Source organism: Curtobacterium sp. GD1, from assembly GCF_020882855.1.
GTDB lineage: Bacteria > Actinomycetota > Actinomycetes > Actinomycetales > Microbacteriaceae > Curtobacterium.
In genome coordinates this window covers 20,427-40,133 of the sequence record NZ_JAFEVQ010000026.1, presented here as the reverse complement: position 1 = coordinate 40,133, position 19,707 = coordinate 20,427, and the positions used below count along the sequence as shown (strand labels likewise).

Below are 19,707 nucleotides of genomic sequence, written 5' to 3'. Positions count from 1 at the left end.
TTCCTCACTGGTCGACGGTCACGGCGCGCGGCACGTCGACGACACCGCCGATGACCCACACGTGCACGGTCGTGGTCTCGGCGGCGTCCGCCGATCGCGCTGCCCGGTTCTCGACGGTCGTCGTGCCGAGCGCGCCACCGAGGCTGTCGTCCGCGTCGTCGTCCGGACGGAGCTCGACGCCGTACCCGATGCCGCTCACCCGGACCCGGACGGGAGCGTCGGTCGGCAGCTGGACCTCGGCTCCCCCGGCTCCCAGCCAGAGGTTTACCGTTCCGCCACCGTCGGCCTCGTCGAGCCCGCGGAGGTCCAGCGTCGGCCCACCGACCACCATCGCGTAGTTCCGCTCGGTGCCCGGCCGCACGTCGTCCACCCGCCAGGTGGTCCCGCCGACGACCGTGACCTGCGTGCCGGTCGGCAGCACCCCCGTCACGACGAGCGCGACGACCCCGATGGTCGAGAACAGCCCGAGGCCACCGCTCTCCCGTCCGCGCACGCCGGCCACGACGGTCGCGACGGCGAGCACGGCGACCGCGGCGGCGATCCCGAGCACCGGCACGGGCAGGTCGGTCTGCTGCGCCCACACCGCGACGCCGGCTCCGACGACGAGGGCGAGGCCCAGGCTCACGGCGACGTACCCGGCACCGGGGAGCCGTTCGGCTCGCTCCGCACGCCGTTCCGCCTGCCGCTGCCGTTCCGCGCGCATCCGCTCGGCGTGCTGACGGTGTCGGTCCGCCGCGGAGGTCGTGTCCCACTGCCAGGAGGCGCTGCTCACCCCCGCCGCGGACCCACCGGGAGCGACGTGGTCGGGTCCACCCGCCGTCGTCGCGCCCGTCGCCGCCCACGGCGTCGGCGCGGGGTCGTCGGCACTCGTCCAGAAGTCGCGGCGCGTGCCCGGCTCCGCCGGCTCGCCGTGCGCCGCCTGCTCACCGGCCGCCGCCTGCTCGCCGGCCGCCGGCTGCGAGCCCCGGCGCGCCAGCACCACCACGAGCCACACCGCGCACCCCACGAGGGCGATCGTCCACGCCGTCCCGAGCGTGGCCGAGAGCCATCCGGGCATCCCCCACGCCACCGGAACGCCCTGCCACCAGATGCCCTGGACGGCGGGGACGAAGGTCAGCACCACGAGGACGCCGATGGCGATGAGCGCCGGGTCGAGCACCCCGCGGACCATCCGCTCGACGTGGATGCGTCCGGACGAGTCCGGCAGCAGCGCCCACCCCGCCGCGTAGGCGAGGAACACCGGGCCGCCGAGGAGCGCCACGACGATCGCGACGCCCCGCACCACGAGCGGGTCGAGCCCGGTGCGCTCGGCGACGGCGCCGCACACGCCGGCGAGCCAGCGGTCGTCGGACCGGGTGACGTGGATGCCCCGGATCCAGTCGAAGAACCGTGTCGCCGACGCGGGGCCGCCGGTGTCCTGTTGCGTCATGGCCACCAGCATCGTGGCCGCCGACGGTCGGCACCATCGGGGTTCACCCTGATCGTCCCCTGATCCCCGCCCCCGAGCCCGCGATCGGCGGACCCGGGGTGCCAGGATTGGCCCATGCCGACCGCCACGATGTCCCGCCCGGCCCTCCGGGTCGTCGGAGGCGTGTGCGGTGGGTTCGCTGCCCACACCGGGCTGCCCGTCGGCGCGGTGCGGCTCGCGACCGCGGTGCTGGCGGTGTGCGGCGGGGCCGGTGTCCTGCTCTACGCCTGGCTCTGGGCGACGACGCCGAGCCAGGGTCCGGCGACGCCGACGTCCCTGCGGGCGGTGCTGACCCGTCCCGCAGCGGAGGCCGAGGCCGCGCCGGACGAGCACGCGCGCCGGGCGCCGGTCGTGGAGATCCTGCTCGGCATCGCCCTGCTGACGGCGGGCGGCGCGATGGTCGCCTCACGGCTCGGCGCCGACGTCCCGCTCGCGTTCATCGTGCCGGCGATCGTCGTCGCCACCGGAGCGGCACTCGCGTGGCGGCAACTCGACGCCCTCCGGAACGTCCGCACCGCGGGGTCCTCCGCCCTCGTCGTCCGGGCCCTCGGCGCGCTCGTGCTCGTCGTGCTCGGCATCCTGCTGTTCTTCACCTCGAGCACACACCCGAACGTCTGGACGGTCCTCACCGCCGCCACCGCGGTGCTGCTCGGCGTCGCCGTCGTGGTCGCGCCCTGGGTGGTCCGGCTCGTCCGCGACCTCGCCGAGGAGCGCGCCGCCCGCGTTCGGGACGTCGAGCGGGCCGAGATCGCGGCGCACCTGCACGACTCCGTCCTGCAGACCCTGGCGCTCATCCAGCAGCGGGCCGAGCCGGGCTCCGACGCCGCACGGCTCGCGCGGGCCCAGGAGCGCGAACTCCGGTCGTGGCTGTTCGCCGAGCAGGCCGAGCCGACCGCCGACCTCGGGGCCCAGCTCCGGGCGACCGCGGTCGAGATCGAGACCGAGTACCCGGCGCAGGTCGAGGTGATCGCGATCGGTCCGGCGCGCGCCGACCTGCCCGAGGGCATCGTCGCGGCCGCCCGCGAGGCGATGCTCAACGCCGCTCGGCACGCCGGCGGGACCGTCCGGGTGTACGCCGAGACCGCCCACGACCGCGTGGAGGTCACCATCGGCGACCGCGGGCCGGGCTTCGACCCCGCGGCCGTCCCGGAGGGCCGCTACGGCGTCCGCGAATCGATCGTCGGCCGGATGCAGCGCATCGGTGGCACCGCGACGATCGCGCCGGGGCCGGGACGCACCGGCACCGAGGTCCGTCTGGTCCTCCCCCTGACCGCCCCCGACCGGCCGACCGAGGAGCACCCGTGACCGACGACCCCACCGCGCAGCCGCAGGCCGCACCGCTCACCGTCGCCATCGTGGACGACCACTCCATCTTCCGGGCCGGCGTGCGCGCCGGGCTGCCGCCGCGCCTCCTGGTCGTCGGTGAGGCCGCGACCGTCGACGAGGCCGTCGACCTCGTCGCCGCGACCCGACCGCGCGTCGTCCTGCTCGACGTCCACCTGCCCGGCGGTGCGGGCGGTGGTGGCGCCGAGGTGATCGCACGCGCCGCCCCGGGCCACCCGGACACCCGGTTCCTCGCGCTGAGCGTCTCGGACGCGGCGGACGACGTGGTGCGGGTGATCCGGGCGGGAGCGCGCGGGTACATCACCAAGAGCTCGTCGGAGGCCGACGTCGCCGAGGCGATCGACCGCGTGGCCGAGGGGGACGCGGTGTTCTCGCCGCGGCTGGCCGGTTTCGTGCTGGACGCGTTCGGCGCGGTGAGCGGCGAGACCGCGCAGGTCGACACGGAACTCGACCGCCTGTCCGCGCGCGAGCAGGAGGTGATGCGGCTCATCGCCCGCGGGTACGCCTACAAGGAGGTCGCCGCGGACCTGTTCATCTCGGTGAAGACCGTGGAGACGCACGTGTCGAAGGTCCTGCGGAAGCTGCAGCTGTCGAACCGGCACGAACTCACGGCGTGGGCGCTCCAGCGGAAGCTCCTCTGAGCCCTACTTCGAGCTGATCCGGGTGTACTTGTTCACCGACCACGGCACGAACACCACCAGCATCACCGCGATCCCGATCAGCACCGTCACGATCGGGTGCTGCATCGTCCAGATGTCCGGAACCGGTGCCGAGCCGACGTTGCCGAACAGCTCGCGGGCGGCCTGCACGAGCGACGACACCGGGTTCCACTCCGCGAAGACCCGCAGCACGAGCGGCAGCGTGTCGCTCGGGACGAAGGCGTTCGAGATGAACGTCAACGGGAACAGGATCATGAACGAGGCGTTGTTGATGACCTCGGGCGTCTTGACGCTCATGCCCAGCAGCGCCATCACCCAGCTGAACGCGTAGCTGAACAGCAGCAGCAGGGCGATGCCGGCGAGGAACTCCAGCGGCGACGAGTTCACCCGCCACCCGACCGCGAGCCCGGTGAGCATCATGATCGCCATCGAGATGCCGTTCAGCACCAGGTCGGAGTTCGTCCGGCCGACGAGCACCGCGGACGCCGACATCGGGAGCGTGCGGAACCGGTCGATCAGCCCTTCCTTGAGGTCCTGCGCCATCGCCGATCCGGAGAACGTCGCGCCGAACACGACCGTCTGGGCGAAGATCCCCGCCATCAGGAACTGCGTGTAGTCGGTCCCCTGCACCTGGATCGCGCCGCCGTAGACCTGGCTGAAGAGCAGGACGAACATGATCGGCTGCAGCACCGCGAACACGAGCATGTCCGGCGACCGCTTGATCTTGATGAGGTTCCGCTTCGTGACCGTCCAGCCGTCCTCGAACCAGACCGCCGCGGGCGAGGTGACGACGACGGGCAGCTGGCGGCCGAGTGCCGTGGCGGGTGTGGTGGCGGTCATCGTGCCGCCTCCTTCTGCTTCGTGGCAGCCGGGTCGACCGCATCGTCGTCCGTCGCCGCGTGGCCGGTGAGCCGGAGGAACACGTCGTCGAGGGTGGGGCGTCGCATGCCGGCGTCGTGCAGCTCGATGCCGGCGTCACCGAGGTCGGCGAGCACCCGCTGCAGTGCCGAGGGTCCGGCCTCGACCGCGATGGCGTGGGTCCGGCCGTCGCCGGAGGCCTCGACCTCGCCGACGCCGTAGCGACGGAGGACGGTCGTGGCGGCGTCCGCATCGGTCTGGTCGACCAGCGTGACGACGACCCGGTGGCCACCGACCTGGGCCTTGAGGTGGTCGGAGGTGCCCTCGGCGATGACGGTCCCACCGTCGATCACCGCGATGTCGTCCGCCAACTGGTCGGCTTCTTCGAGGTACTGCGTGGTGAGCAACACCGTCGTGCCCTCGGCCACGAGCCCCTCGATGATGCCCCAGAGCGCGAGCCGACTGCGCGGGTCGAGCCCGGTGGTCGGCTCGTCGAGGAACAGCACGCGGGGGTTCATCACGAGGGCGCCGGCGAGGTCGATCCGCCGCCGCATGCCGCCGGAGAAGCCCTTCACGGGGCGGTCCCCGGCTTCGGCCAGGTCGAAGACGTCGATGAGCTCGCGCGCCCGTTCCCGCGCCGTCCGACGACCGAGGTGGTAGAGCCGCCCGATCATCTCGAGGTTCTCGAACCCGGTCAGGTTCTCGTCGACCGCGGCGTACTGGCCGGAGACCCCGATGGAACGCCGGGTGGCCTGCGGGTCGGCGATGACGTCGATGCCGTCGATCGTCGCCGTGCCGCTGTCCGGCGTGATGAGCGTGGTCAGCACCTTCACCGTGGTGGTCTTGCCGGCACCGTTCGGCCCGAGCAGCGCCTTGACGGTGCCCTGCGGCACCACCAGGTCGAGCCCGGCCAGTGCGTGCACGGGACCGGACTTCGATCGGTACGTCTTGGTCAGCCCGGAGGCTTCGATGATGGCCATGTCGCTCCCTTGTCGAGCATGGAACATATCAGATGGTCGGCGCCGACCGCGACGCGCTACACGTCGAAGTCACCACCGAAGTCGCTGAAGCCACCGCCGAAGTCGGATCCGCTGTCGCCCCAGCCCGCACTCTCGAACCCGCCGCCGTCGGACGCGCCGCTGTCGGACGCGCCTCCGTCACCGGAGTCGGCACCAGTGTCCTCCGAACCACCGTCACCCGCAGCATCGGTACCGCCGTCGAACGATCCGGGGTCCGGCAGGAAGGCGCTCATGATGGCCGAACCGATCACGTAGCCGGCGACCGTCCCGAGGATCGAGGCGCCGATCATGCTGCCGAACGAAGGACCGGAGCGCTGCCCGGCACCGCCGAACATCCCGCCGCGACCGTTCCCGACACCGCCGAGCGAGCGCTCCATGAACCCGGGCTGCCGGATCTCCGAGCGCGTCGCGGCCTGGGCCAGGGAGCGCGGGTCGTCGCCGCGCGGGGCCTCACCAGCTGGCGCGGACCGGGTGAACTCGTCGTAGACCATCCGTCGCTGCTCGTCCGTCAGCTTCGCGAAGGCCTCGGCGTGGACCTCCTCGATGCGCTCCGGCGGTGCCGTGCGGAGCAGGTAGCGGTAGCGCTCGACCGCACGCTCGTCGTCGGTCGACGCCTGCTGACCACCGGTCGGGTCGCCGCCGCCCCACTGCGGCGCACCGTACTGGCCGCCGGCCGCCGGCGCTCCCGTGGGCGCGGGCTGGTGGTAGGACTGCTGCCCGTAGCGGTACCCCTGCTGCTGCGGCTGCTGCGGCTGTCCCCACTGGTTCTGCTGCGCGGCGCCGTTCTGGTCGCGCTCCGGACGTCCGAGCAGGCGGTCGAGGAATCCCATGGTCGATGCTCCTTCGGGTGCGCCCCGCCGTCGGCGGAGCAGTGCGGCCCGCCGTGGAGCGGTGCCGTGGACTGCCACCCTAGGGAGCGCCGGCGACCACTGACTGAACGCCCGCACAGAGTCACCCGAGAGCCGGCGGTTCGTCACGCGCCCACCTGTGGGCCGGGAGGCGCGGGTCGGGCCCGCACCGCGCCTCCAGGCCCACAGGGGGGACGCTCAGACGGCGGCGAGCGCTGCCGTCCACACGGCGTGCAGTTCGTCAGCCGCACCCGGGTGCGCCACCAGGAACGGCTCCCCCGCCGGCGGGAACCCGTCGACGGGGCCCTCCCGGGTGAGCACGAGGCCGCCGGCCTCGTGCACGAGCAACACCGCAGCACCGTGGTCGATCGGGTCGAACGCCGACACGCACCCGCCGATCCCCCGCCCGGCCGCGACCTGCGCGATCGTCAGCGTGCCGGACCCCTGCACCCGCAGCGTGCACGAGCGGGCCGCGAGGGCGTCGAGGAACGCGCCGAACCCGGGCCACGGCCGGTGCCCGTCGAGCTCGGTGCCGACCACGGCGCCGGCGAGGGGCCGCGGCGCGTCGTCGAGCCGCAGCGTCCGGTCGCGGAGGGTGGCGCCGCGACCGCTCCGGGCCTCGAGCACCTCACCGCGCCACGGATCGGCGACGACGCCGACGAGCGGACGCCCGCCGCGGGTGAGACAGAGCGACATCGAGGTCCACGGCACCCCGTTCGCGAGGTTCGTCGTCCCGTCGACCGGGTCGAGGTACCAGCGGTGCCGGTCGCCGGGTGCGTCGCCGTACTCCTCGCCGGTGAACCCGTGGGTCGGGAACACCGTCCGGACGCGGGAACGGACGTGCTGTTCGACGAGCCGGTCGACGTCGGTGACGAGGTCGGCGGGGTGCGCCTTCGTGGTGACCTCGCCGACGGGGTGCTCGCGGGTGAAGGCGATCACCTCGTGGGCGATCCGGTGCGCCAGTGCCTCGGCGCGGGAGGCCACCTCGGTCTCGGTCGGCTCGCGGTCGCGCGCGGGCCAACCGTCCCGTTCCGCCGCTGCGAGTGCCGCCCGGACCGCGGCGACGTCGTTCGTGGTGATCGAGTCGACGCCCGACATCGCGGCCCACACGGCCGGCTCGGGGTCGTCCACGGTCCACACCGACACGACGAGGCCGAGGTCGTGCGCGGCCCGGACGGTGCGCGGCGTGACGAACGCGACGTCGAGGTTCAGCGTCGAGGGCGCGAGCGGCGCCAGGTCCTCCGCGGTCGGCGCCTCGAGCGACTCCCACGCGAGCCAGACGTCGGCGTCCGGGAGGACCTCGCGGACCGCCGCCATCGCGTCGGGCGCGCCGCACCACGCGACGCCGGTGCTCCCCCGGTGCGCCGCGACGGTCCGCGCGGCGACGAGGGCGTCCTCCGGGTCGGTCAGGTCGACGAGCAGCGAGGTCCGGCAGCCGTCGAGCCGTTCGAGTGCGGCGTCGAGCCGTGGGATCCGGTCGAGGCCGTTCCCGAGCCGGGCGACGTCGCACCAGTCCACCTCGGACACGGGTCGGGCGTCGCCCCACATCCGGCCGAGGGTCTCGTCGTGGAGCAGCACGGCGACGCCGTCGGCGGTGCGGCGGACGTCGACCTCGATGGTGTCCGCGCCGAGGGCCTCGGCGACGGCGATGGCCGGCAGGGTGTTCTCGCGCCGGACGCGCGGCGCACCCCGGTGGGCGACGAGGCGGGGCCGGCGTACGACGCGCCCGGCGTCCGGGGCAGCGTCGGTGGCGACCATCCGGCCCGTCGGTGCCTGCGCGGTCGACGTCATCCGCCGATCGTGCCGGACGCCGGCGAACCGGAGGTGACGAGCGCGTGAACGCGGCGTGCGGGTGGGCGGCGCGCGCGCTGGCCGCAGTGTGCGAGGTTCCGCGCACTGTGGGATGCGCGCGCCCTCGCACACTGCGCGGAACCTCGCGCCGTCCGTCCGACACCCTCGCACGGTGCGTGTCAGTGGCGCATCGGGACGTGCGCCCGACGGAGCTTGCCACGGAACGACGCCTCGTTCCAGAGGTCACGCCAGTCCAGCCGGATGACCTGGCGGACCTCGTCGAACGCACGCAGGCGGTCCTCGCGGTACTTCTCCGCGATCACGACGTCCTCGGCGGAGGCCCCGGCGCGCATGCCGCGGTCCCGGTACTTGACCTCCCCGTCGAACTCGATCACGACCCCGATGTCCGGCAACCAGAGGTCGACGACGATGTCGGGGTGCCCGCGCTCCCGGAAACGGTGCTGCGTGACCGGAGTGGGCGCTCCGTACTCGTCGAGCCGGACCCGCGCGACGGACTCCCCCGGTGTGTCCGCTCCCGTGTCCGCGAACTCCAGCGAGCGCAGTGCACGCCGACGTCCTCGGACCGAACGGCGCTCGATGCCGTCCTGCACCGCCCGCGCATCGGCGCCGAGTCGCAGGAGCCGGTCGAGCGCCACCACACCGTCGAGGAACGGCAAGGACACGGCGAGGTCGACGGCGGTCCGATCGTGGTCCGTCACTCGGAGGTCGTCCCTCCGGAACTGCCAAGTGCCGAGCATCTCGGGGTCGAAGTCGGCGTGCACGACGAAGGTGGCACTGGTCGTGCGTGCATCCGTCCCTGGCCGGATGAGATGGACGCGTCCGGGCCAGGGTCCGAGGAACGGTACGCCGAGCACGGCGGCGGCGGACAGGTGCGACACCACGAAGCGCGGTCGGATGCGGTCGACCAGCGATCGGACCAGGACGTGGTGCCGCTGCTCCGGTCGGAGCAGATCCCACGTGTCGGCGGGGACGTACCGACCGTGCGCGATCCGTCGGAGCTCACCGGCGCGGGCTCGCGCACGGATGGCCCTGGCCGTGTCGGGGTGGCCGTCCTTGACCACGGTCCAGGGACAGTCTGGGACGGCAGGGAACGAAGGTGACCCGGTCATCGGTCGATCGTGTCGGTGCGCTCGCACGGTGCGGTGGGATGGCGGAGACCTGTGGACGACGTGTCCTGTCCACAGGTCCGGTGACGGCCACCGGCGACCATCGCCGACTGCGAGAATGGGGTGTGACCGAACGCACCTGGGGCTGGCTCGCAGCCGTGATCGACGTCGTGCTCATCGTCCTGTTCGCCCTGATCGGGCGCTCCTCGCACGGTGAGGCGAACTCCGCCTTCGCGCTGTGGACCACCGCCTACCCGTTCCTCGCCGGGTGGGCGATCGCCTACGTGACGAGCGGAGCGTGGGCTCGCCCGCTGCGCTTCTGGCCCACGGGCGTCGTCGTGTGGGTCCTCACGGTGTTCGTCGGGTTGGCGATCCGGGTGGCGACGGGCCAGGGCGACGTGGACGGCAACCCCTTGCCGATCTCGTTCGTGATCGTCGCGACGATCGTGCTCGGGGTGTTCCTGCTCGGGTGGCGCGGGGTCGCTCGACTCGTCATCGGTGCCGTCGGCCGACGTCGGCAGCGCGGGGCGGTGTCGGCCGAGCGCTGACCGTCAGGTGCGCCCGCCCCGACCGCACACCGGTCAGAACAGCCCGGCGCGCGGTGCCTCCGGCCCGGCGCGCGGTGCCTCCGGCCCGTCGAACCCGCGGAACATGTCCGACACCAGGGCCTCGATCTGCGGCTCGACGAGTCGTTCGACCGCCTCGGCGATCCGCGGCCGGTGGTCGATGAGCGCCAGGCAGACCGCCGTGCCGGTGGAACGAGCGCACTCGTCGGAGAGGGCGATCTCGTGACGGAGCGCCGACTTCGCCTCGTCCGACAACGGTTCGCGTGGCGCCTGCTCGTGCGCGCCCGTGCCGGTCAGCTCGCCGAGCGTGAAGAGGAACGGCTCCCCCGGCGACGGCTCGGGGTCGACGTCGAGGCCCTGGAACTCCGGCTGCAGGCCCTCGGTCGGCTGGTACCCGGCGTGACGCTTGCGTGCCGCGGCCCGCTCGAGTTCGCGCTGCAGCAGGGGCAGGTTCTTGGCGGTGTAGTCGTCGACGGCGTCCTCGATGATCGTCGAGATGCGGCCGATCAACGCGTGCTGGACGGCGTGCGGCACGTCCGGTCCGAAGCCCGCGGCGGTGGCGATCGGCGAACCGGTGCACTTGCGGCAGATGCGAGTCCGGGGCCGCGCGGTGCCGATCTGCCAGCGGGGCAGCCAGCGCAGCCAGACCTCGACAGCGCTGCGCACGCGTCCGTCGATGCCGTCCATGCTCCAAGCGTAGGCCTGGAGGCGCGGATCACCCCCGGCATCCCGCGGAAGTCGACGAAACGGCCGGGTCGTCAGTCCTTCGGCTCGGTCACGAAGTCGATGAGCTCCTCGACACGACCGAGCAACTGCGGCTCGAGGTCGGCGAAGGTGCGCACCTGCCCGAGGATCCGCTGCCAGGCCCGGGCGATGTCGGCCTGCTCGGCGGCGGGCCACCCGAGCGCCTGGCAGATGCCCTTCTTCCACTCGATCGAGCGCGGGATCGTCGGCCACGCCTGGAGTCCGACACGGGCGGGCTTCACCGACTGCCAGACGTCGACGAACGGGTGCCCGACGACGAGCACGTGCGCGCCCCACTTCCCCCGCATCACGGCGTCGGCGAAGCGGGACTCCTTCGAGCCCGGCACGAGGTGGTCCACGAGCACGCCGACACGACGGTCGCGCGACGGCCGGAAGTCGTCGAGCACGTCGGCCAGGTTGTCGACGCCGGAGAGCTCCTCGACGACGACGCCCTCGACCCGGAGGTCGGCTCCCCAGACCTTCTCGACGAGTTCGGCGTCGTGCTTGCCCTCCACCATGATCCGGGAGGGCAGTGCCACCCGGGCACGCTGCGACTCCACGGCGAACGATCCGGACGCGGTGCGGAGGCGACCGCCGTCGGACGCGTGCCGGACCGCCGGGGCCGAGCCGCGCCTCCCGACCGGCGGTGCAGCGGCGGCAGACCGCCCCACCGGTGCCTGCGGGCGGCCCAGCGTGACGAGCTCGCCCTCGAGCAGGAACTGCCCGCTGAAGGGGAACGACCGGGTGCGTCCCTTCCAGTCCTCGAGCTCCACGTTGCCGGCCTCGAGCCGCACCACGGCGCCGGCCCAGCCGGTCGTCGGGTCCTCGAGGACCATGTCCCGCTCGAGCGGCACCTGCCGCACCTTCTGCACCCCGCGCGAGCGCCAGTCGCCCGAGAGCACGTCACTGCCGTACCGGTCGTCGTCCACCCGCACGAGGGTACTGTCGTCCCGGGTCCGGACGACGTCGACCGGCCGCACACCCCACCATCTCGACGGAAGGCACACCCTTGCGCGCTGCGATCATCCACGCCCCGAACGACATCCGTGTCGAGGACCGCGACCAGCCCGACCTCATCACGCCGAAGGACGTCGTGGTCAAGGTCGTCGTGGCGTGCGTGTGCGGGTCGGACCTCTGGCCGTACCGGGGCGTCACGCCGACGAAGCAGCCGCGTCCGATCGGCCACGAGCTCGTCGGCGAGGTCGTCGCGGTGGGCGACGCCGTCACGGACCTGCACGTCGGCGACTTCGTCATCTCCCCCTTCACCATGAACGACGGCACGTGCCAGGCCTGCCGCCACGGCATGACGACCGGCTGCGACCACCTGTCCGGCTTCGGCGGGAAGGACGCGTACGGCGACCCGGTCGGCGGCGCCCAGGCCGAGTACGTCCGCATCCCGGACGCCTCCGCGACCCTCGTCGCGGTGCCGGGCCCGGTCGACCCGGCGCTCGTCCCCTCGCTCCTCACCCTGTCGGACGTCTTCTCCACCGGGCACCACGCCGCGGTGTCCGCAGCCGTGGGCCCCGGCAAGACGGTCGTCGTGGTGGGCGACGGCGCGGTCGGGCTGTCCGCCGTCCTCGCCTCGAAGCGGCTCGGTGCCGAGCGGATCATCGCGATGAGCCGGCACGCCGACCGACAGGCGCTCGCGCGCGAGTTCGGCGCGACGGACGTCGTCGAGGCGCGTGGCGAGGAGGGCGTCGCGGCGATCCGCGAGCTGCTCGACGGCGACCTGGCCGACTGCGCGGTCGAGGCCGTCGGCACCGAGGAGAGCATGGACCAGGCACTGCACTCGGTCCGCCCGGGTGGCAACCTCGGCTTCGTCGGGGTCCCGCACGGGGTGCCGACGATCGGCACGCGGTACCTCTTCGACACGAACATCACCGTCGCGGGCGGCATGGCCCCGGCGCGCAAGTACATCCCCGAGCTGCTGCCGGACGTGCTCTCGGGTGCGATCGAGCCGGGCCGCGTCTTCGACCTCGAGCTCCCGCTCGACGAGGCGGCGGAGGCGTACCGCGCGATGGACGAGCGTCGCGCGATCAAGGTGCTCCTGCGTCCGTAGGGCTCAGCGACGTCGGACGTTCCGCTCCGCTCGTTCCTCGCCGCGCGTTCCGCTCCGCACGTTTCGCGGAGCGGAACGCGTGTTTCGAATCGGTAAACAAACCTTTCAGTAAAGAAGGTTGTCCGTTACAGTCCTCGACATGACCACACGAGGACGCACCCCCGGCCAGCCCGGCCTCCTGCGTGTCCTCAACGACCGGGCCGCGCTCGAGCTCCTGCTCGACGACGGGCCGCTCACCCGCAACGAGATCGCCCAGCGCACCGGGCTCAGCAAGCCGACCGCGGCCGAGATCATCCGGCGGCTCGAGGCGGCGGCCCTCATCCGCGAAGCCGGGACCGCATCGCAGGCCGGTCGCCGGGGCCCGAGCGCGGTGGTGTACGAAGCGATCACCGACCGCGACCTCGGCGTGGCGGTCGACGTCCAGCTCGTCGACGTCCGCAGCACCGTGGTGGACGCCGCGGGCCGGACCTTCCCGGTCGCGACCCACACGATGTCCCCGGCCGAGATGCGCGCGCCCGGTGCCGACATCGTCGCCGCCGCGATCTCCCGGGCCGCAGCGGCCGCGGGCGTCGACCCGGACCTCGTCACCGCGGTGGGCATCGGGGTCCAGGCGAGCGTCGACCACGCGACCGACACCCTCATCTTCACCGACGGCCTGCCCGGCTGGCCCCGTGACAGGGTCGCCGCGACGCTCTCCGCCGCACTCGGGGTCCGCGTCGTCATCGAGAACGACGCCAACCTCGCGGCGATCGCCGAACGGAACATGGGCGCCGGACGGACCCCCGGGTCGTTCGCCCTGTTCTGGATGGCCGAGGGCCTCGGCATGGCGCTCGACCTCGGCGGCCACCTGCACACCGGCGCGTCCGGTGCCGCCGGCGAGATCGGCTACCTCGGCGTGCCCGCAGACGCACGCTCCATCGACCCGACGGCCACGATCGTCGCGGACCTCATCTCCGAGTCCGCGATCATCGCACTCGCCGCCGAACACGGGATCACGGCACCGGACGGCACCGCTGCCGACTGGCGCCAGGTGCTCCCGCAGCTGCCCGGGCTCCCCGAGCAGCACCCGTTCACCACCGCCCTCGGCGAGCGCGTCGGGCACAACGTGCTCCCCGCCCTCGCCGTCGCCGATCCCGAGACGGTCGTGCTGCACGGCCCGACCGGGATCGCGGGCGGACCCGCCCTGGCCGCCGCCGTGACCGCCTGGCTCCGGACCCGCACGCGCTGGTCCACCGCCGTCGTGGCCCCCGGCGTCCCCGACACCCCCGTCCTGCACGGTGCGCGGCACGTCCTCATCGACGTCGTCCGCACCGCGCTCGCGGACCGGCTCGAGCGCATCAGCGACGATGTGCCCGCACCGGACCCGGCCGAGCGCCCCTGACCAGCACCACCCCACCCGCACCACTCGAGGCACCATCACCCGGCCCTGTCCCAGGGCTCTTCGGCGCGCCCGGGGACGACGTCGCACGCCCGGATCCGTCCGGCGTGCGGCACCCCGACCGCACCGCGTCGGAGCGAGACCAGAGAGCGAGTACCGCAGTGTCCCTCCCCCAACCGAACGTCCCGCACCGCCGGACGTTCCGCCGCATCGTCACCGCCACGGCCGTCGCCGCCGTGGGCGCCCTCGTCGTCGCCGGCTGCAGCTCCGGCAGCAGCGCCGACTCGATCGAGAAGAGCGCACCGAAGGAGCTCAAGGGCACCGTGTCCCTGTGGCACTTCTTCACCGGGCGCGAAGCCGGCGTCGTGAAGAGCGCCGTCGCCGGCTTCGAGAAGGAGAACCCCGGCGTCACGGTCGACATCCACGCCGGCCAGGACGACGAGAAGCTGCAGAAGGCGATCTCGTCCGGCCAGAACATCGACGTGGGCCTGTCGTACTCGACCGCCATCGTGGGCAGCTTCTGCTCCTCGGGCGCCTTCCGCGACCTGTCGCCGTACATCAAGCGTGACGAGGTCGACCTGTCGGACATCCCGAAGGCCGTGCAGTCGTACACGCAGTACAAGGGCACGCGCTGCACCCTGCCGGCCCTCGCCGACGTCAGTGCGCTCATGTACAACAAGCCGCTGCTCGCGAAGGCGGGCATCACGACCCCGCCGAAGACGCTCGACGAGCTCAAGGCCGACGCCCTGAAGCTCACCACGTACAACGCCGACGGGTCGATCAAGCAGCTCGGCTTCAACCCGCTCATCGACTTCTACGAGAACTCCCCCGAGCACTGGGCCCCGATGGTCGACGGATCGTGGCTCGACGCGAAGGGCAACAGCGTGATCGGCACGTCCGACGCCTGGAAGAAGCTCATCACCTGGCAGAAGGGCTTCGTCGACGAGATCGGCTACGACAAGCTGAAGGCCTTCACCTCGGGGCTCGGCCAGGAGTTCGCCGCCGACAACGCGTTCCAGACCGGTCAGGTCGCGATGCAGATCGACGGCGAGTACCGGACCGCCTTCATCAAGGACCAGAAGCCGGACCTCGACTACGGCACCGCACCGACCCCGGTGATGGACGGCCTCGGCAACTACGGTTCGACCTACATCGCGGGCAACGTGGCGGGCATCGCGAAGGGGTCGAAGCACCCCGAGCTGGCCTGGGCGCTGCTGAAGTACCTCTCCACGAACACCGACGCGCAGGTCACGATGGGCAACGGGCTCAAGAACATCCCGACGCTCACCTCGGCCCTCGAGTCACCGAAGCTCGAGGTCGACGAGAACTACAAGACCTTCGTCGACGTCGCGGGCGACAAGGACACGATGACCTCGCCGGGCACCGCGGACGGTGCCGCCTACATCGGCACCTTCACGAAGTTCTGGCAGGCGTACCAGCAGAACGGCGGCGACCTCGACGCCAAGCTCAAGAAGCTCGACTCGGACATCGACAACGCCAACCAGCTGGCTGGTCCGTGACCATGACCGACGTCACCACCCCTGAGACCGGCAGCCTGGAGGCGCGGCCCACCCGCGCCTCCCGGCCGCCGGCCAGCGCCGGGTCGCGTTCGACGGCCCCCGGGAGCCGGCCACGTCGGCGCCGCTCCGCCGAGTCCCGCCGTCGCCTGGTCGCGCTGACGATGCTCGCCCCGGCCCTGGCGGGCCTCGTGATCTTCTTCGCGTACCCGCTCGTCGCGTCGATCTTCTACTCGTTCACGCGCTACAACCAGCTGCAGGAACCCGAGTTCGTCGGGTTGCTGAACTACCGGTTCCTCTTCACCCAGGACCCGCAGATCGGCCCCGCGGTCGTGAACACGCTGTGGTTCGTGGTCATCCTCGTGCCGGTCCGGATCGTCTGCGGGCTGCTCGTGGCGGGACTGCTCAGCCGCGCGAAGACGGCGACCGGGTTCTGGCGGACGCTGTTCTACCTGCCCGCCCTGGTGCCGCCCGTCGCGAGCGTCGTCGCGTTCGTGTTCCTGTTCAACCCCGGCACCGGCCCCGTGAACCAGATCCTGCGGGTGTTCGGCATCGACGGCCCGCTGTGGTTCAACGACCCCGCGTGGTCGAAGCCCTCGCTCGTGATCATGGGCGTCTGGGTGATGGGCGACATCATGATCATCTTCCTGGCGTCGCTCCTCGACGTGCCGCGCGACCTGTACGAGGCCGCGTCGCTCGACGGGGCGAACGGCGTCCAGCAGGTACGGCACATCACGCTGCCGACGATCGCGCCGGTCATCGGGTTCGCCGCCGTCACGGGGGTGATCGCCGCCCTGCAGTACTTCACCGAGGCCGCCGTCGCGTCGGGCGTCGCCAGCGGCAAGGCCACGATCGGCGGAGGCACCGCGGCGCAGCTCGGCTACCCGGGCACCTCGCTGCTCACCTACACCGAGCTGCTCTACCAGCACGGGTTCGCCAACTTCCAGTTCGGCTACGCGTCCGCGATGGCCGTGGTGCTGTTCGTGGTCACCGCCGTGGTGCTCGTCCTCACGATGCGCCGCATCTCCGTCTTCAGACCCGAGGAGTCCTGATGACCGCCGTGTCCCAGTCCCCGCTCGCCCGGGCTCCCCGCGGTCCGCGCCGCAGCCTGCTGGTCTGGATCGCCGAGCACGCCGCACTCGTCGCGCTCGGCGTCCTGACCATCGCGCCGATCGTGTTCGTCATCCTGACGTCGCTGATGTCGAGCAACCAGGCACTCACCGCGTCGATCGTGCCGCGCCCGTTCGACTTCTCGAACTACGGCCGGGTGTTCACCGAACTGCCGCTCGTGCAGTGGTTCGGCAACTCGTCGATGTACGCCGTGCTCGCCACCGCGTTCATGCTCGTCAGCTCGGTCCCGGCGGCGTACGCGCTCGCCCAGATCAAGTTCCGTGGCGCGAACCTGGTCTTCACCGTGATCATCGTCGCGATGCTCCTGCCCCCGCAGGTCACCGCGGTGCCGGTCTACGTGATGTGGTCCGAGCTGCACCTCACCGGCACGCTCTGGCCGCTCATCCTGCCGAACCTGCTCGGCGACGCGTTCAGCATCTTCCTGCTCCGTCAGTTCTTCATGACGATCCCGAAGGAGTACGGGGACGCCGCTCGCATGGACGGATGCAGCGAGTGGGGCGTGCTGTGGCGCGTGGTCGTCCCCATGGCCCGCCCGGGCATCGCGTCGGCGGCGATCTTCATGTTCTTCCACTCGTGGAACGACTACTACGGCCCGCTCCTGTACGCCTCCGAGAACCAGGCCGCCTGGCCGGTGGCGTACGGGCTGGCCACGTTCCGCGGCCAACACGGCACCGACTGGTCGATGACGATGGCGATGACCGTCGTCGTCATGGTGCCCGTCGTCATCATCTTCTTCTTCGCACAGAAGGCATTCGTCGAGGGCATCGCGCTCACCGGCGTGAAGGGATAGCACCACAGTGAAACTCGCAGTCATCGGTGGCGGATCCACGTACACCCCCGAACTCGTGGACGGCTTCGCCCGGCTCCGCGACCAGCTGCCCATCGACGAGCTGTGGCTCGTCGACCCCGACCCCGTCCGGCGCGAACTCGTCGGCGGTGTCGCGAAGCGGATGTTCGCCCACGCCGGCCACCCGGGCACGATCCACGTCACGGACGACGTCGTCGCCGGGGTCTCGGACGCCGACGCCGTCATGTTCCAGCTCCGGATCGGCGGGCAGGCCGCCCGGCACCAGGACGAGACCTGGCCGCACGACGCCTGCTGCATCGGGCAGGAGACCACCGGGCCCGGCGGGTTCGCGAAGGCACTCCGCACGGTGCCGGTCGTGCTCGAGTACGCGTCGCTCGTCAAGCGGTACGCCAAGCCGGACGCGTGGATCGTCGACTTCACGAACCCGGTGGGCATCGTCACCCGTGCACTGCTCGAAGCGGGGCACCGGGCCGTCGGGCTCTGCAACGTGGCGATCGGGTTCCAGCGGCGCTTCGCGAAGGAGTTCGACGTCGCTCCGTCGGCCGTCCGGCTCGACCACGTCGGTCTGAACCACCTGACGTGGGAGCGCGGCGTCCACGTGACGGACGGCTCCGGCGAGCGCGACGTCCTGTCCGACCTGCTCCGTGCCGACACCGGTGCCCTCGACCGGATGGCGGAGAGCGTGCACATGCCGGCCGACCTCATCCGGCTGCAGCACGCCGTGCCCTCGTACTACCTGCGCTACTTCTACAGCCACGACGTCGTGCTCGAGGAACAGCTGCACGCGCCCACCCGTGCCGAGGCCGTGATGGAGACCGAGCGGGCCCTGCTCGCGAAGTACGCGGACGAGTCCGTCGTGGCGAAGCCCGCCGAGCTCGAGCAGCGGGGCGGCGCCTACTACTCCGAGGCAGCGATCGACGTGCTCTCCTCGATCCTCGGCGACCGCGGTGACGTGCAGGTCCTCAACGTGCGCAACGACGGCACGTTCCCGTTCCTCCCCGACGACCACGTGATCGAGGTCCCGGCCCGGGTCACCCGCGCGGCGATCACACCGTTGCCCGTCGCGCCGCTCGATGCCGACATGGTCGGACTCGTGTCGCACGTCGCCGGGTACGAACGCCTCGCCCTCGACGCCGCCGTGCACGGAGGCCGCGACCGCGTGCTCCGCGCGATGTGGGCGCACCCGCTCGTCGGGCAGGTCGACAAGGCCGAACGGCTCACCGACCTGCTCCTGGCCGCGAACGCGGAGCACCTGCCGTGGACGCGATCGGAGCAGCTGACGTGGGCGGGCTGAACGGAGCCGGAGCGTCTGGGGGCGGCGTCGGCACCGCCCGAGCGACCCGTCCGCCCGCTCCCGTCCCGCCGGCGCCGAGCGACGTCGTCCTGGCCGTCGACGGTGGCGGCAGCAAGACGGACGTCGTCGCGATCGCACTCGACGGTTCGATCGTCGGGCACGCACGGGGCCCCGGCTCGAACCCGCAGACCCGCGGGTGGGACGTCGCCGGGCCGATCCTCGACGACGTCCGGGCGCGGGTCGTCGGCGACCTCGGCGACCGTCGGATCCGGACGACGCACGTGTACCTGGCCGGGCTCGACCTGCACGACGAACTCGTCGCGGCGACCGAGGCGCTCGCGCACTGGGAGGCCGACGGCGGCGCGCCGCACGTCCTCGACAACGACCTGTTCGCACTGCTGCGGGCGGGGACCCTGTCGCCGGACGCCGCCGCGGTCGTCTGCGGCACGGGCATCAACGCGCTCGCGGTCCGGGCCGACGGAACCACCGCCCGGTTCCCCGCCATCGGGGACGTCTCCGGCGACTGGGGCGGCGGCGCGTACCTCGGCAACCGTGCACTGTGGCACGCAGCCCGCGCCGACGACGGTCGCGGACCGGCGACGGCCCTGGTCACGGCCGTCCCGGCGGCACTGGGCCTCCGCAGCGTCCGCGAGGTGACCGAGGCGGTCCACTTCGGCCGCCTCGACCAGCGGGTGTTCAACCGGCTGTGCCCGGTGCTGTTCGAGGTCGCCGGCGCGGGTGACGCCGTGGCCGCCGGCGTCGTCGCGCGGCAGGCCGAGGAGATCGTCCTGCTCGCCGCGGTCGCGCTCGAGCGTCTCGGTCTGGGTGGCTCGGCCGCGAGCCCGGTGCCCGTGGTCCTCGGCGGCGGTGTGCTCGCAGCGCGGGATCCCCTGCTCGTCGAGGGCGTCGTCGACGGCCTCGCTGTCCGGGTGCCCGGAGCGGTGCCGACGTGGGTGACCGATCCTCCCGTGCTCGGGGCGGGATTGGCGGCGCTGGAGTCCGTCGGGGCCGACGATGCCGCGCTCGACCGCTACCGGCAGGCCGTGCGCTCCCGCGCCTTCGCGAGCACCACGGCGCTGATCCGCTGACGCGGCGC

At 72.4% G+C, this 19,707-nt stretch carries 18 protein-coding genes; 10 read left to right on the top strand and 8 right to left on the bottom strand.

The window, feature by feature from the left end:
- Window positions 1-4 precede the first annotated feature (4 nt).
- Window positions 5-1,429 (bottom strand): PspC domain-containing protein, encoded by a 1,425-nt coding sequence (locus JSX79_RS14130; RefSeq protein ID WP_229086747.1) that lies wholly within the window; start codon window positions 1,427-1,429, stop codon window positions 5-7.
- Between the two features lie 114 nt (window positions 1,430-1,543).
- Between JSX79_RS14130 and JSX79_RS14125 the strand changes: the two genes are divergently transcribed.
- Window positions 1,544-2,773 (top strand): ATP-binding protein, encoded by a 1,230-nt coding sequence (locus JSX79_RS14125; protein ID WP_229086746.1) that lies wholly within the window; start codon window positions 1,544-1,546, stop codon window positions 2,771-2,773.
- Complete coding sequence (locus tag JSX79_RS14120; protein ID WP_070416644.1) at window positions 2,770-3,453, top strand: response regulator transcription factor; 684 nt, start codon at window positions 2,770-2,772, stop codon at window positions 3,451-3,453. Before JSX79_RS14125 ends, JSX79_RS14120 begins: the two co-directional genes overlap by 4 nt.
- A 3-nt stretch (window positions 3,454-3,456) precedes the next feature.
- Here the strand turns inward: JSX79_RS14120 and JSX79_RS14115 are convergent, their stop codons facing one another.
- The 5 genes from JSX79_RS14115 to JSX79_RS14095 all read right to left on the bottom strand — a co-directional run bounded on the left by JSX79_RS14115 (window position 3,457) and on the right by JSX79_RS14095 (window position 9,069).
- On the bottom strand, window positions 3,457-4,311 hold the full coding sequence (locus tag JSX79_RS14115) for an ABC transporter permease (protein ID WP_070416645.1): 855 nt from the start codon (window positions 4,309-4,311) through the stop codon (window positions 3,457-3,459).
- Window positions 4,308-5,309, bottom strand: coding sequence for an ATP-binding cassette domain-containing protein (locus tag JSX79_RS14110; RefSeq protein WP_229086745.1), 1,002 nt, complete (start codon window positions 5,307-5,309; stop codon window positions 4,308-4,310). The genes JSX79_RS14115 and JSX79_RS14110 overlap by 4 nt, the downstream gene beginning before the upstream one ends.
- Before the next feature lie 56 nt (window positions 5,310-5,365).
- Window positions 5,366-6,178 carry a hypothetical protein gene (locus JSX79_RS14105; RefSeq protein ID WP_229086744.1) on the bottom strand — a complete coding sequence of 271 codons (813 nt, stop codon included), beginning with the start codon at window positions 6,176-6,178 and terminating at the stop codon, window positions 5,366-5,368.
- A gap of 216 nt (window positions 6,179-6,394) precedes the next feature.
- Entirely contained in the window at window positions 6,395-7,987 is a 1,593-nt protein-coding gene (locus JSX79_RS14100) for an inositol monophosphatase family protein (protein WP_229086743.1), read from the bottom strand.
- Window positions 7,988-8,166: 179 nt separating this feature from the next.
- Complete coding sequence (locus JSX79_RS14095) at window positions 8,167-9,069, bottom strand: hypothetical protein (protein ID WP_229086742.1); 903 nt, start codon at window positions 9,067-9,069, stop codon at window positions 8,167-8,169.
- A 170-nt stretch (window positions 9,070-9,239) separates the two neighbouring features.
- Between JSX79_RS14095 and JSX79_RS14090 the strand changes: the two genes are divergently transcribed.
- The gene (locus JSX79_RS14090) at window positions 9,240-9,662 is read left to right on the top strand and encodes a DUF3054 domain-containing protein (RefSeq protein WP_229086741.1); all 423 of its coding nucleotides are present in this window, start codon (window positions 9,240-9,242) and stop codon (window positions 9,660-9,662) included.
- A gap of 33 nt (window positions 9,663-9,695) precedes the next feature.
- Here JSX79_RS14090 and JSX79_RS14085 read toward each other — a convergent pair whose 3' ends face one another.
- Both JSX79_RS14085 and JSX79_RS14080 read right to left on the bottom strand, forming a co-directional pair.
- On the bottom strand, window positions 9,696-10,367 hold the full coding sequence (locus JSX79_RS14085; RefSeq protein WP_229086740.1) for a spermidine/putrescine ABC transporter substrate-binding protein: 672 nt from the start codon (window positions 10,365-10,367) through the stop codon (window positions 9,696-9,698).
- 71 nt (window positions 10,368-10,438) lie between these two features.
- Window positions 10,439-11,353: a DUF3097 domain-containing protein gene (locus tag JSX79_RS14080; RefSeq protein WP_229086739.1), complete on the bottom strand. Its 915-nt coding sequence runs from the start codon at window positions 11,351-11,353 to the stop codon at window positions 10,439-10,441.
- Between the two features lie 80 nt (window positions 11,354-11,433).
- Between JSX79_RS14080 and JSX79_RS14075 the strand changes: the two genes are divergently transcribed.
- The 7 genes from JSX79_RS14075 (at window position 11,434) to JSX79_RS14045 (ending at window position 19,699) form a co-directional block, all read left to right on the top strand.
- Entirely contained in the window at window positions 11,434-12,483 is a 1,050-nt protein-coding gene (locus JSX79_RS14075; RefSeq protein WP_229086738.1) for a zinc-binding dehydrogenase, read from the top strand.
- A 139-nt stretch (window positions 12,484-12,622) separates the two neighbouring features.
- Window positions 12,623-13,864, top strand: coding sequence for an ROK family transcriptional regulator (locus tag JSX79_RS14070; protein WP_071295013.1), 1,242 nt, complete (start codon window positions 12,623-12,625; stop codon window positions 13,862-13,864).
- A 158-nt stretch (window positions 13,865-14,022) separates the two neighbouring features.
- Window positions 14,023-15,381 carry an extracellular solute-binding protein gene (locus tag JSX79_RS14065; RefSeq protein WP_229086737.1) on the top strand — a complete coding sequence of 453 codons (1,359 nt, stop codon included), beginning with the start codon at window positions 14,023-14,025 and terminating at the stop codon, window positions 15,379-15,381.
- Window positions 15,382-15,383: 2 nt separating this feature from the next.
- A complete protein-coding gene (locus JSX79_RS14060; RefSeq protein ID WP_217637349.1) occupies window positions 15,384-16,430 on the top strand; it encodes a carbohydrate ABC transporter permease in 1,047 nt (348 codons plus the stop codon).
- On the top strand, window positions 16,430-17,299 hold the full coding sequence (locus JSX79_RS14055) for a carbohydrate ABC transporter permease (protein ID WP_229086736.1): 870 nt from the start codon (window positions 16,430-16,432) through the stop codon (window positions 17,297-17,299). Before JSX79_RS14060 ends, JSX79_RS14055 begins: the two co-directional genes overlap by 1 nt.
- Before the next feature lie 7 nt (window positions 17,300-17,306).
- On the top strand, window positions 17,307-18,611 hold the full coding sequence (locus tag JSX79_RS18730; RefSeq protein WP_229086735.1) for a 6-phospho-beta-glucosidase: 1,305 nt from the start codon (window positions 17,307-17,309) through the stop codon (window positions 18,609-18,611).
- The gene (locus JSX79_RS14045) at window positions 18,599-19,699 is read left to right on the top strand and encodes a BadF/BadG/BcrA/BcrD ATPase family protein (RefSeq protein WP_229086734.1); all 1,101 of its coding nucleotides are present in this window, start codon (window positions 18,599-18,601) and stop codon (window positions 19,697-19,699) included. Before JSX79_RS18730 ends, JSX79_RS14045 begins: the two co-directional genes overlap by 13 nt.
- The last annotated feature ends 8 nt before the right edge of the window (window positions 19,700-19,707 follow it).

Excerpts from the sequence above, each read along its gene's own strand:
- JSX79_RS14085 (WP_229086740.1), bottom strand. The coding sequence starts at position 10,367 with ATGGACGGCATCGACGGACGCGTGCGCAGCGCTGTCGAGGTCTGGCTG.
- JSX79_RS14130 (WP_229086747.1), bottom strand. The coding sequence starts at position 1,429 with ATGACGCAACAGGACACCGGCGGCCCCGCGTCGGCGACACGGTTCTTC.
- JSX79_RS14125 (WP_229086746.1), top strand. The coding sequence starts at position 1,544 with ATGCCGACCGCCACGATGTCCCGCCCGGCCCTCCGGGTCGTCGGAGGC.
- JSX79_RS14115 (WP_070416645.1), bottom strand. The coding sequence starts at position 4,311 with ATGACCGCCACCACACCCGCCACGGCACTCGGCCGCCAGCTGCCCGTC.
- JSX79_RS14110 (WP_229086745.1), bottom strand. The coding sequence starts at position 5,309 with ATGGCCATCATCGAAGCCTCCGGGCTGACCAAGACGTACCGATCGAAG.
- JSX79_RS14105 (WP_229086744.1), bottom strand. The coding sequence starts at position 6,178 with ATGGGATTCCTCGACCGCCTGCTCGGACGTCCGGAGCGCGACCAGAAC.
- JSX79_RS14070 (WP_071295013.1), top strand. The coding sequence starts at position 12,623 with ATGACCACACGAGGACGCACCCCCGGCCAGCCCGGCCTCCTGCGTGTC.
- JSX79_RS14055 (WP_229086736.1), top strand. The coding sequence starts at position 16,430 with ATGACCGCCGTGTCCCAGTCCCCGCTCGCCCGGGCTCCCCGCGGTCCG.
- JSX79_RS14060 (WP_217637349.1), top strand. The coding sequence starts at position 15,384 with ATGACCGACGTCACCACCCCTGAGACCGGCAGCCTGGAGGCGCGGCCC.
- JSX79_RS14100 (WP_229086743.1), bottom strand. The coding sequence starts at position 7,987 with ATGACGTCGACCGCGCAGGCACCGACGGGCCGGATGGTCGCCACCGAC.